The organism is Bifidobacterium apicola (assembly GCF_042846865.1).
Classification (GTDB): domain Bacteria; phylum Actinomycetota; class Actinomycetes; order Actinomycetales; family Bifidobacteriaceae; genus Bombiscardovia; species Bombiscardovia apicola.
Genome location: NZ_BAAFQQ010000001.1, coordinates 809,852 through 821,958, shown reverse-complemented (window position 1 = coordinate 821,958; position 12,107 = coordinate 809,852). Strand labels below are relative to the sequence as shown.

The following is a 12,107-nucleotide window of genomic DNA, read 5'->3' as shown; positions in this document are numbered from 1 at the left end:
TTCGGAACCCGGCAGGCGGCTCTTCCCCTATAAGACCATGGCGGGAGCTCCTGTCAGGGTGTTTTCAGGGTCGAATCGGGGACGATTCAGGGTGGGGTCCGCAGGATTCGCATTCTCTTCCGAATCACATGTATCGTGGAGGACGAAGGATGCATTTCTTGCCGGAGGAGGGTGTTGACGGGCGCGCCGTCATCAAGCTGATGGGGATTCATTGACCACTTGCTTCCTTGGAACTGCAAGGATGCAACCGCCAGTTGACGGCTAATGTCGGTGTCTTTGCCAGGCGCAACCTAAAGCTGGTGGCGCTCGGAGCCTTGCAGGTTTCATCATGGTCTTGTTGCTGGTTGAATCGGCATTGCGCCGATCGGGAGAAAGTACATCATGAGTTTCAGAACCAACGTGCAGTATCTGCGTTCGCAACGCAACATGACTCAGGAGCAGCTGGCCATGTTGGTGGGGGTGTCCCGCCAGGCGGTGTCCAAATGGGAGTCGGACAAGGCATACCCTGAGATGGACAAGCTCCTGGCCATCTGCGACCTCTTCGGCTGCACCCTTGACGACCTGGTTCTAGGCGATGTTCGGCATCCGGGTTCCGGGCAGCATGCGTCCGTGGCAGACCATCAGGAGCCCGCTCAGACGGCTTTGACGGCACATGTCACTATGCCTGTCCAGTCTGCTATGGAAGACGTGACCGGTTACGCATCCTTCAGCAATGCCTACAGTCTTCGGATGGCCTTCGGCATCGCCCTTATCATGCTGGGACTGGCTTTCAGCGGTCTCTTCGCCGCAGTCGGCCAGCCGACCGACGCACAGAAAGGCCTGGCCTTTCTTGCTCTGATGATTGGCATCGTACTGGGTCTGGCCTGTCTGATACTGGCATCTTCCGCCAGGAGGGATTTTCGCCGCAGGCATCCCTATGTAGCGGATTTCTATACCAATGAGGAGCGTTCGCGGGTGTACCGGCAGACTACCTGGGAACTGGTCTGCGGTCTGGCTGTCGTGCTCTTGGATGTGGGGCTCAACTCTGCCGGATTCCTGATCTGGGGCTGGTCCAATCAGGTAAGGGGATTCGTCTTCTTCCTGCTGCTGGCTCTGGGGATCTTTCTGCTGGTCCATGCGGGAACCGTCCACAGGATGATGAATCTCCGCGCCTACAACAGACAGACCGATTCCGCCGACGATGTTCGTGGGGATGCCTATCGGTATGAGCATCGGATAAGCAATGCCATCAGCGGAACTGTCATGGGCCTTTGCACTCTGGTGGCCCTGACTATGCTCTTCTCCGGCAATTACGACAACCTCTTCGGTTGGCGCATCCCATTTTGGGCCATCTGGATCATCGGAGGAGTGTTCTGCGGAGTGCTCCAGTCTCTGATCGGCATCTTCCGAAGGCCTCCTCGTGCCTGAGACTGTTGATTTGCCTTACTTGGCGGAATGTAGTAGTCTAACAAAGTTGTGTGTTCATCCGTAGCCTTGTGCTGCGGCCTGGAGCACCTGGGACGACTTGGAAAACAACGTAAAGGAAGTCATCATGGCAGCTCGTTGCGCGGTGTGCGGCAAGGGCCCGCAGACCGGTTACAGTGTTTCTCATTCGCATATCCGGAACAAGCGCATCTTCCGCCCCAACCTGCAGTCGGTGCACACCACCGTTGATGGTGAGAACGTGCGTCTGCGCGTCTGCGTCAAGTGCCTCAAGGCCGGCAAGGTGCAGCGCGTCGCCGCCTGAGGGCGGTTCGTCGGTCGTATTGGGACCCCCGGGGGCAAACTCCGGGGGTTCTTGTCATCCTGAGGGATGATGATCGGCGCTTGCGGGAGGTGATCGGGTATGTCGGCAGTGGCTCGTGTTGGTCTGCACAGCACCGTGGCCTCGCTGGTGGCCAACAGGCGTCGGGTGAGCGCTCTCAAGGCTCTCGGCGTGGTCACGGTCGAGGATGCGCTGACCTATTATCCTTTCCGTATCACTGATCCCATGCAGGTCACCACTATCGCCGGCATTCGGCTTGGTGCGCCCTGTGCCTTCGCTGCCAGGGTAGATCAGGTGCATTTGGTGCCGCTGAGCGGTCACCGGGGCTTTCGGCTGGATGTGATGGTGGACGACGCAGCCTTCGCCGGCAGACGGGGCGGCACTCCGCTGGCGGTCAGGTTGGTCTTCTTCTCCCATAAGAAGCCATATATGGACTGGATGGTCCGTCGGCTTCAGGTGGGGGCGGATCTGGTCGTGGCCGGTGAGCCCGGCATCTACATGGATCAGCTCCAGTTCACCCATCCAGAGACTCTGGTTGTGGCCGATGCCGATCAGGAGGTTTCTGACTCTTCTCGGCCCGAGTCTGCCAGCCTTGACGAAGCTTTGGAACGTGTCAGTCGGCCGCGACCGGTCTATCATGCCAGCTCCCGCATCTCCTCGGACCATATTCACGATGTCATTCTGGGTTTTCTGCGTGTGCTGGCGCAGTCCGGTGGTTCAACTGGATCCATTCCTGTGGTCGCTGCCGCCGAAGAGGGGCAGACCAGTGCCAAGGTCCGCATCGATCCAGAAGCCTTGGGCCGATCTATACCTGATGTGTTGCCCGAGCAGGTCCGTGTCGACCAGGGGCTGATGCATCGTGCTCGTGCCCTCTTGGGCATGCATGCGCCCGACAGCCCTGACGACTTTGCCGCCGCACGCAAGACCCTGCGCTACGAGGAGGCTTTCGTCTCGCAGACAGCCCTTCTGCAGACCCGCCGCCAGACTCAGCAGCAGCCCACTTATCCATGCGCGGATTCGGGAGCTGACCGTGCAGATACTTTGCCAGCCCGTTTCATCGACTCCCTGCCGTTCCAGCTGACCGATGGCCAGCGTCAGGTCATCAATGATATCGGCGTCGACATGGCCAAGGATCAGCCCATGCAGCGACTTCTTCAGGGCGAGGTCGGCTCTGGCAAGACCGTGGTGGCCCTGGTGGCCATGCTCCAGGCGGTCCAGGCTGGTCATCAGGCGGTTTTGGTGGCTCCGACCCAGGTGCTGGCCGAGCAGCACTATGCATCCATTGGTGCCATGCTCAAGGCCATGGGCACCGATGTGACCTCCAGTGCTGTAGAAGGCCGTCATAAGCCTGTGGATAACGTCACCATGATTCGCATGACGGATCAGTTGGTGCTGCCTCTGGTGCTGCTGACCGGAGGCATGAGACTGGCCCAGCGTCGCTCTGCTTTGGCTGTCTCGGCCTCGGGCCGACCCTGCATGGTCATCGCCACTCATGCGGCCTTCTCCAAGACTTTCCAGGCGCCCAACCTGGCTCTGACCGTCATAGACGAGCAGCATCGTTTCGGGGTTGAGCAGCGCGAGGAGCTGCGCCGCAAATCCGAGCGTGTTCCCCATCTGCTGATCATGACCGCCACGCCTATCCCGCGCACGGCCGCTATGACCTGGTTCGGCGATCTGGACATCTCTGCCCTGACCGAGCTGCCCAGCAACCGTAAACCAGTGCGCACCCACGTCATCGCCGAGTCTGACGGGGCGACCATGGGTGCTATGTTCCTGCACCTGCGTCGACGGATCGAAGCTGGGGAACGAGCCTACGTCATCTGCGCCCGAATCGACGAGGAGGATGACCCTTCTGCTGTCTCGGACCGCCCTGTACAATCCGCCGGATCCGATTCCCAGCCACAGCTGTTGGCTGATGATGACCAGGGGGGTGGCCAGCGTCCGCCTCTGCACTCGGTGGCCGAAATGAGCCAGCGCTTGGCCGCCCTGCCGCAGTTCCAGGGCATTGCCATGGCCACGCTGACCGGGCGAGACGACGATGCCACCAAGAATGCCGTCATGGCGGACTTCGCCTCGGGACGCACGCCTCTGCTGGTGGCTACCACTGTAGTGGAGGTGGGGGTGGATGTGCCCCAAGCCTCCTGCATTGTCATCTTCGATGCCGATCGATTCGGACTCTCCCAGCTTCATCAGCTGCGCGGCAGGGTGGGACGCGGCGGCACTGACTCTTGGGCCTTCCTGATCTCGCGCGCCCCTGCGGATTCTCCGGCTGCCGAGCGGCTTGAGGTCATTCGCGATACCACTGACGGAGCCAAAATCGCCGAGGAGGATATTCGTATCAGGGGAGCGGGTGACGTGCTGGGCGATGCACAGTCCGGCGGTCATTCCTCCCTGAAGCTTCTGCGGGTGGTCACCGATGCGCCCATGATCTCCCGTGCCCGCACCCAGGCAGGCCAACTCCTGGAGTCCGACCCTGCTCTGGCCGGACAGCCGCAGCTGGCCGGCGCCGTTCTGGACTTCATGAGGGGCAACGAGGGTTTCCTGGTCTCCAGCTGAAAGGACAACAGACCATATGCACATCATCGCCGGCCGCTTCAAGGGATTCCCTATTCCCGCAGCCCTCAAGGGCACCCGGCCCACCACCGATCGGACCAAGGAGGCCATTTTCTCCCATTTGGAGTCCGAAGACCTGTTGTCCGGCGCTCGGGTCTTGGACCTGTTCGCCGGCACAGGGGCCTTGGGATTCGAAGCCCTATCCCGTGGTGCCCAGAGCTTGGTGGCTGTGGAGTCTTCTGGCCGTGTCGCTGGGCTGCTGTCACGTTCGGCCGCAGGGCTGCGCCATCACCCGGCCTGGGATTCAGCCATGGACATTCGCGTCAGCAGAAACCGTGCCGAGCGCTTTGTCCGTCCCCTCTCGTCTGGTCATGAGGATGCCGGTCTGTCCGAAGCCTGCTTCGACCTGGTCTTCATGGACCCGCCTTATGACCTGTCGACTGCGGACTGCCAAAGCATTATGACCGGTCTGATTGGCCAAGGAATGGTGGACGATGGAGGCATGATCGTTCTGGAGCGATCGACACGCACACCGCCGCCTGCGGCTCCTGAAGGATGGGCCATTGATCAGGCCCGCACTTACGGGGAGACAGCAGTCTACTATCTGACGGCTCGCTGATATCCCTGCAACAGGACGGCTGATCAATTTGATGGCTGGTCTAGAGGCCTCGGATGCGTTTCATCTGTGTCCCAGCCCAGTTCCTCCAAGAGACGGCGGTCATGCTTATCGAGGGTTGAGCAGTCCAATCGGGCAATCAGGTCGGGACGGATCCGACTGGTTCGCCTGATGGCCTCATCGCGTCGGAATCTGTCCACCTTTCCGTGGTCGCCACTGGTCAGCATCTCGGGCACGGCCATGCCTCGCCAGGTGGTGGGGCGTGTGTACTGGCGATATTCCAGCAGCGGCTCATCTCCTGTGTAGGACTCTTGCACGATGGATTCGGGATTGCCCATGAATCCGGGCAGGAGTCGGGTGATCGCCTCCAGCATGACCGAGACAGCCACCTCGCCCCCATTGAGCACGTAGTCGCCGATGGAGTACTCTCGGACATCGACCCCTTTGCTTCGGTAGTAATCGGGGATGCGTGCGTCGTAGCCCTCGTAGCGGCCGCAGCCGAATACCAGCCTCTTCGCCTGTGACAGTCTGGTCGCATCGGCCTGGGTGAACAGGGGCGCGGATGGGTTGGGGAAGATCAGGACTGGTTCGGTCACGCCAGCCTCGTGGCTGTCTGCAGATGAATCTGCCTCGGATGCTATGCCATCGCTTTTGTCGCCAGAACTCTTCATTGTTTGTTCTCTAACATCAGCGGTGCCGGCTGTCTGGTCCGTGTGCGGTTGTTGCTGAGCCGATCCGTCTGGCATGTCCAGCAGTTCATCCAGGCACTGGCCCCAGACTTCGGGTTTCATCACCATGCCTGCCCCGCCGCCTACCGGCGTATCGTCAACGGAGTGATGCACGTCATGGGTCCAGTCGCGCAGATTGTGGGCGCGGATGGTCACCAGGCCTTTCTCCTGGGCCTTGCCTAGCAGGCTGAGTCCAGTCACGTCAAAATATTCGGGGAAGACGGAGACGATATCGATTTGCATGTCACCAACTCTACCTAAGCCTGTCTAGGTCGAACATGGTCGTGGATCGGTATGCCTGTGGGTGTTACACTAGCTGAGTCTTCAAGTCGCGGATGAAAACGGCACGATATGGCGCTCGGCCATCGAACCGGTATCGGCTTGAGAGATGTCATCAACGCAGCCAGAGAGCTATAACCGTTGCGTAAACAGCAATGAGAGTGGCATCGGATGATGCCATGCCGTACGGATCCGTGGTGATGGCTATGCGAACAGTCTGATGCGTTAGGAGCGGACGGTCCATGGTCGACCATGTTGACAAGAGAACAAAACTGCTGATTACCGGCACTGCCGGGCTCGCCTTCTGTGGGGTCCTTCTAGAGACCTCGCTCAACGTCACCTTTCCGGAGATGACCCGATACTTCAACACAGGGCTGGGCACGGTCCAATGGCTGACCACCGGCTATCTGCTGGTGGTGGCCTTGACGGTTCTGGCTGCTGCCTGGCTGGAGCATTCATTCACGACTCGCACATTGATCCTGGCCAGCGTTGGAATATTCCTGGGCAGCGATCTGATGTGCATCCTCGCTCCACGCTTTCCTGTCCTTATGGCGGGACGCCTCCTGCAGGGCATCAGTACTGGTATCGTTCTTCCCCTAGTGTTCTCCCTGATTATGAGGAAGGTCCCTCTTCACGTTCAGGGTCGCTACGTGGGCAGCGCCGGCATGGCGGTAGCTTTGGCGCCCTCCCTGGGTCCAACCTTTGGCGGAGCCGTTATCCAAGCCTTATCTTGGCGAGCCATCTTTCTGATCGTGCTGCCCATAGAGCTGGTATTCGGGATTATCGCCCTTATCTCAGTTGACAGGGAGAGCGCCCATGTCGGCCCCTTCGCCTGGCTCCAATTCCTTCTTCTGGGTATTTTCCTGACCGGTCTGACCATGGGGCTGAGCACCCTGGATGTCCATGGCCCTATCACCTGGCTATCCCTGTTCATCGGTGTTCTAGCCCTTGCTGCGGGGATTTGGACTCTTACGCACCAACGCACCAGGCTGATCAACATCGCGGTCTTCCGGAACCGTACCTTCACTCTGGCCCTGATCCTCTACTTCCTGGTCCAGTTCGTTCAGATCGGCCTGACATTCATCCTGCCCAACATGGCCCAGTCCGTCCTGGGCGAGACCTCCACCGTGGCTGGCATGCTTCTGCTGCCGGGGAGCCTGCTCTCTGCGCTCTTCCAGCCCGTCACAGGCGGCTATCTGGATGGCCATGGCCTGCGCGGACTGCTCGCGGTGGGAAGCACTGGCTTCTTTCTCTCGGCCTTAGGCTTCCTGGTCCTCAGCCGGCACTTGTCCGTTCCGCTGATGGTTCTTCTCTACGCCTGCTACATGGTCGGGCAGGCTTGTGTCTTCAACAACCTGCTCACGGTCGGACTGCAGCATATTCCGGCGAAACTGGTGCCCGACGGCAACGCCCTCTTCAACACCCTTCAGCAGTATTCAGGTGCTGCCTCGACTGGCGTCCTGGCTGCCATCATCACTGGCATGCCCAAGGCCAGAGGAATCCATGCCGAAGCTCAGGCCTTCCAATTCGGAGCCGTCTGGGCTTTCGCCTTCGTCTTTCTCATCGTCCTGGGCATCCTCCTGGCGGCATGGTTCCTGGAGCGCAGCCTGGCCAGTCAGGATGGGAATGGGGTTCAGGTTGCATGACCTCTGATTCCTTCTGAAAGGCTAATGGTTTTAATGCAGAACTGAAATGCCGACCCAGACGGCCCAGCCTATCGCAAAGACCAGGTAGGGCCACAAGTGCATGCGGGTGATGGCCACGAACTCCCGGATGAAGGCGGTCGGCCAGTAGTAGCCCTTGGTGTGCGAACCGATTCCGTCGGCATTGAGCCCGACCTTGCTGGCGTATTCGCTGGCCCGGAAGACGTGGTAGTCGCTGGTGACCAGGGCCACCCGGTAATGCTCAGGCCCGGTGCCCATCTGGTAGCGGTCATCCAGGATCTGCTTGGAGTAGCGCAGATTCTCCAGAGTTGTGGTCGACCTGTCTTCCATGATGATGGCCTCGGCTGGCACCCCACATGAGTTGCGCAAATACTGAGCCATGGCTCTTGCCTCGCTGATGACCTCATCGGGGCCTTGCCCGCCGGAGACCACGAAGCGTCCCAGCCTCCCCTGCCGCTTCCAGAGGTCTACAGCCTTGTCAAGCCGTCCCTGGAGCAGAGGTGTGGGCTCTTCGCCGCGCAGACCTGCCCCGTGGACGATGATGTAGTCGTAGCGGCGCTTGCGGGGCAGCAGCCTGTAGAAGTTGGAATAGAGCAGCAGGGCCACGAAGGAGAAGAAGAACCAGGTGGCTTCCAGATCGATCAGCCCGGCCAGCTTCTGCAGCCAAGAGGGGGCGCCCAGCCCATCCAGGAGGGGCGAAAGAATCATGTAGACCACCACGGCCAACGCCAGCAGTCCAGGCAGCAGGGTGGTCAGGGAGGCCCCCTCGTGTCGGATGACGATGACCGTATTGGTCAGCAGGAAGCAGATCACCAGCAGGGGAGCGGCGATGAGCAGGATGACCAGGGGCAGGATCAGCCAGCGCATGCCGAACTGCAGAAGAAGCGCTCCGCCCAGGGTCAGCAGCAGAAGCAGAAACCAGATGGCGTTGCGGAACTGCCGTGGCTCCTTGTGCAGGTCCCAGAGGAAGAGCAGGCCGAAGATGATGGCAGGTGCATAGAGCAGGAGAAGTTGCAGGTGGTTGGACATGCGCCGATTGCCCCTTTCACGAGAATGACCGCGCAGGGTCTGCCTCCACTGTAGCGAATCGGCTAGCAGCCTCACATCCTTGACATGCCGCAGGCTCCCAGACTGTAGTGGTAACATACATATGGTAAATTTCACGTGTTCCAAAGCTAAGCATGGACGATTCCCGACAGCGCGAATTCCAGGTCGATACCATGATAATGACGGGTCCTTTCAGGATTGCGCATCGGTGTCCGCATGGACGTGGACAGTCGCAGGGCAGCGATGTGCTTGGAGGACCAGGGGTTCAGGTGATCTTGGGCTCCCCTGTGATCCGGAGACGGTCCATACCTGGCATACAAGGTTGTAGAGAGGTGTGGTAATGAAAGTAGTGATATTCTCCACATGCGTGGTGGACCTCATGTTTCCGAACGTGGGGAAGGCCATGGTGGAGGTGCTGGAGCGGTTCGGCTGTGACACTTATCTTCCCAAGGAGCAGATCTGTTGCGCTCAGCCTACTTTCAACAGCGGGTACGTCAAGGAGAGCATGCAGGTCATGCGCAACGAGGTCGATGCCCTGCTGAGCGTGGATGCCGACTACATCGTGGGCCCGGCGGGCTCCTGCGTGAATATGCTCAAGGAGCTGCCCTTCCATTTGCGGGCCGACCCCGTTTATGCAGCCAAGGCACAGGCCATGGCTGACAAGACCTATGAGTTCTCGCAATTCCTTTACCGAGTGCTGGGCGTGCTGGATGCGGGCGCCGAACTGGACGCTGTGGCCACCTACCATCGCTCCTGCCACATGACCCGGCTGCTGGGGGAGCGGACTAGCCCCTTCATCCTGCTGGACCACGTCAAGGGCCTGACCATGGTCCCCCTGCCTCATATCGAAAACTGCTGCGGGTTCGGCGGCATGTTCTCCATGAAGGAGCCTGAGATTTCCAGGCAGATGGTGGATGAGAAGGTGAACGACGTGCTCAGCACCAATGCCAGCGTTCTCATCTCCTGCGATCCGGGCTGTCTGATGAACATCGGCGGCCGCTTCAACCGGCGCGGCGAGAAGATCACCATCATGCACCTGGCTGAGGTGCTCAATCACAAGGTGGATATGAGCCGCGTCAAGTATGTGGAAGGCCGCTCTGCTGGCGATGGGGCTGCGGGCTCCATCAGAGCCGCCAAGGAAGAGGGGGCTCTGGTATGAGCAGCATGGTCAATGGCAAGAAGGCTGCGCAGTATCTGCGGACCAGCAAGGCTCCCTTCCTGACCAGGGTCAAAGAGTCCGAGCAGGACCAATTCGCCCAACAGGCCGTGGCCAAAGCCCAGGATGCCCAGTGGGTCAAGCGGGAGGCCGCCCGCCAGGAACTGGGCAACTGGGAACAATGGCGCGACTTGGGCGAGCAGATTCGGCAGCACGTCATCCGCTACCTGCCTGACTACCTGGAGGAGTTCGCCGACAACGTGGAGAAGCGCGGCGGCCATGTTTTCTTCGCTCAGACCGACGACGAGGCTGCCCAATACATCAAGCAGATCGCCATCGAGAAGAAGGCCAAGCACGTCGTCAAGAGCAAGTCCATGGTGACCAGCGAGATCAACCTGGATCCCACGCTGATGTCCGTGCCCGGCCTGGAGGTGCTGGAGACCGATCTGGCCGAGTTCATCCTGGAGGAGGACGACTGGGATCAGCCCACGCATCTGGTCTTCCCTGCACTGCACAAGAACCGCGAACAGGTTCGTCAGGTTTTCGAGAAGAAGCTGGGTTACAAGGGCGACAACGACCCTCAGCACATGGCCCGGTTCTCGCGCAAGGTTCTGCGCAAGCATTTCCTTGAGGCCGACATGGGCATCACGGGCTGCAACTTCGCTGTGGCTGACACGGGCATGATCAACCTGGTGACCAACGAGGGCAACGCCGATCTGGCCATGTGCATCCCCAAGACCCAGGTGGTGGTCATGGGCATGGAGCGTCTGGTGCCGACCATGAAGGAGGCCGAGACCATGGACAACATGCTGGCCCGGTCAGCTGTTGGCCAGAAGCTGACCTCCTACCTGACCTACACTGCGCCGCGCACCGGCCAGGAGTCGGACGGGCCAGACGATGTCTATGTGGTCATTCTGGACAACGGCCGCTCAAACGCCCTGGGAACGGTCTTCGAACCCATTCTCCAATGCATCCGCTGCGCCTCCTGCCTGAACGTCTGCCCCATATACCGGCACATAGGTGGTCACGGCTACGGATCCATCTATCCCGGTCCTGTAGGCTCGGTGCTCTCGCCGGTGCTGGACGGAGGCTATGACGATTTCGGAGACCTGCCATACGCCTGCAGCCTGTGTGCAGCATGCACGGCCACCTGCCCAGTGAAGATCCCCCTGCATCAGCTCATGATCGAGCACAGGCGGATCATGATGGATGACCAGTCCAAGGCCAACCTGATTGATGACACGGTCATGAGGGTCATGGGCCTGGGAACCGGTCACTCCTCCTTGTTCCGCACGGCCCTGGGTCTGGATCACACCATGCTGACGCCCATTTCCAAGAAGCAGCCGGAGACAGCCAAGAACCTCTTCGCCAGTGATCGGCATGTGGAATGGATGCCCTTCGTCTTCGGCGGTTGGACCAAGGTTCGTGATCTGCCCGATCCGCCCAAGCATGGGCAGAACTTCCGCAGTTGGTTCGCTCATCACAAGAAGGAGCAGCAGGCATGACCGATCGTGAGGTATTCCTGGACTATCTGGCCAAAAAGAGCGGCCGGCCTCGCCACCAACTCAAGGATCATCCTCTGGTGCCGGTCAACGACCTGCCGGAGACCACTCTGTCGGGCCACACCCAGGATGAGCTGCTGGAGATCGCCCGGAAAAGCAGTGAGGCAGTCCATGTGGACTTCCGCACTTGCACCAAGGCTGGTCTGCCCGCCGCCCTGGATGAGTTCATTGATTCGCGCAAGGACGACAGCGACCATGTGATGCTGCCCACCTCCGACCTCTTTGCAGATTTCGGCCTGGAGGAGTGGAGGGATGGGCTGAACCCGCCGGCCACTTTCTGGAAGCCCGGAGCCAGCCGCGAGGAGAACATCAAGACCGCCGACGAGTCCGGGACGGCCATCGCATTCGCAGACTTTCTGCTGGCCGAGTCGGGCACCATTGCTGTAGCCACCACCCCGGGTCAGGGTCGTGCCTTCCACTTCCTGCCTGTGCACTATCTGAGCATCATCCGCAAGTCCAAAATTCTGCCCCGAACCCGGCAGGCCATGGACTACTATGATCCAGCCTTGGTCTCAGGCGAGCTCAAGACCTCCAACATCAACTTCATCACTGGCCCCTCCAACACGGGAGACATTGAGATGGTGATCGTGGTTGGCGTGCATGGCCCGCTGGATATGACATATCTGGTGGTTGAAGATATGTAGCTTTGCAGCATTTCCTGCTTAGGCAGGCGTATTTCCCGCAAGTGGGGAGTCAGCGGCTCGAAAAAGGACGCTGGCTCCCCACTTGCGGTTTTGCTCTATGACTTTACTCAAAGA

Annotated in this window: 9 protein-coding genes and 1 pseudogene; 8 read left to right on the top strand and 2 right to left on the bottom strand. The window is 59.9% G+C overall.

Annotated elements, in window-relative coordinates:
• Positions 1-381: 381 nt before the first annotated feature.
• The 4 genes and pseudogenes from ACGG9J_RS03495 to rsmD all read left to right on the top strand — a co-directional run.
• Positions 382-1,407: a helix-turn-helix transcriptional regulator gene (locus ACGG9J_RS03495; RefSeq protein ID WP_390133658.1), complete on the top strand. Its 1,026-nt coding sequence runs from the start codon at positions 382-384 to the stop codon at positions 1,405-1,407.
• Positions 1,408-1,531: 124 nt separating this feature from the next.
• Complete coding sequence (gene rpmB / locus ACGG9J_RS03490; protein WP_390133656.1) at positions 1,532-1,726, top strand: 50S ribosomal protein L28; 195 nt, start codon at positions 1,532-1,534, stop codon at positions 1,724-1,726.
• Between the two features lie 99 nt (positions 1,727-1,825).
• Positions 1,826-4,300, top strand: coding sequence for an ATP-dependent DNA helicase RecG (locus ACGG9J_RS03485; protein WP_390133653.1), 2,475 nt, complete (start codon positions 1,826-1,828; stop codon positions 4,298-4,300).
• A 10-nt stretch (positions 4,301-4,310) separates the two neighbouring features.
• Positions 4,311-4,916: pseudogene (rsmD, locus tag ACGG9J_RS03480) on the top strand (16S rRNA (guanine(966)-N(2))-methyltransferase RsmD); the annotation flags it as partial.
• A 23-nt stretch (positions 4,917-4,939) separates the two neighbouring features.
• Here rsmD and trmD read toward each other — a convergent pair.
• On the bottom strand, positions 4,940-5,884 hold the full coding sequence (trmD, locus tag ACGG9J_RS03475; protein ID WP_390133651.1) for a tRNA (guanosine(37)-N1)-methyltransferase TrmD: 945 nt from the start codon (positions 5,882-5,884) through the stop codon (positions 4,940-4,942).
• Between the two features lie 278 nt (positions 5,885-6,162).
• Between trmD and ACGG9J_RS03470 the strand changes: the two genes are divergently transcribed.
• Entirely contained in the window at positions 6,163-7,566 is a 1,404-nt protein-coding gene (locus tag ACGG9J_RS03470) for an MFS transporter (protein WP_390133650.1), read from the top strand.
• Positions 7,567-7,596: 30 nt separating this feature from the next.
• Here ACGG9J_RS03470 and ACGG9J_RS03465 read toward each other — a convergent pair whose 3' ends face one another.
• On the bottom strand, positions 7,597-8,613 hold the full coding sequence (locus ACGG9J_RS03465) for a YdcF family protein (RefSeq protein ID WP_390133648.1): 1,017 nt from the start codon (positions 8,611-8,613) through the stop codon (positions 7,597-7,599).
• Between the two features lie 358 nt (positions 8,614-8,971).
• Here ACGG9J_RS03465 and ACGG9J_RS03460 point away from each other — a divergent pair, with 358 nt between their 5' ends.
• Genes ACGG9J_RS03460 through ACGG9J_RS03450 form a run of 3 tightly spaced genes read left to right on the top strand, consistent with a single transcriptional unit; the run spans position 8,972 to position 11,993 of the window.
• A complete protein-coding gene (locus tag ACGG9J_RS03460; protein WP_390133646.1) occupies positions 8,972-9,790 on the top strand; it encodes a (Fe-S)-binding protein in 819 nt (272 codons plus the stop codon).
• Positions 9,787-11,292 carry a LutB/LldF family L-lactate oxidation iron-sulfur protein gene (locus ACGG9J_RS03455; RefSeq protein WP_390133644.1) on the top strand — a complete coding sequence of 502 codons (1,506 nt, stop codon included), beginning with the start codon at positions 9,787-9,789 and terminating at the stop codon, positions 11,290-11,292. Before ACGG9J_RS03460 ends, ACGG9J_RS03455 begins: the two co-directional genes overlap by 4 nt.
• Positions 11,289-11,993 (top strand): LutC/YkgG family protein, encoded by a 705-nt coding sequence (locus ACGG9J_RS03450; protein WP_390133642.1) that lies wholly within the window; start codon positions 11,289-11,291, stop codon positions 11,991-11,993. The genes ACGG9J_RS03455 and ACGG9J_RS03450 overlap by 4 nt, the downstream gene beginning before the upstream one ends.
• The last annotated feature ends 114 nt before the right edge of the window (positions 11,994-12,107 follow it).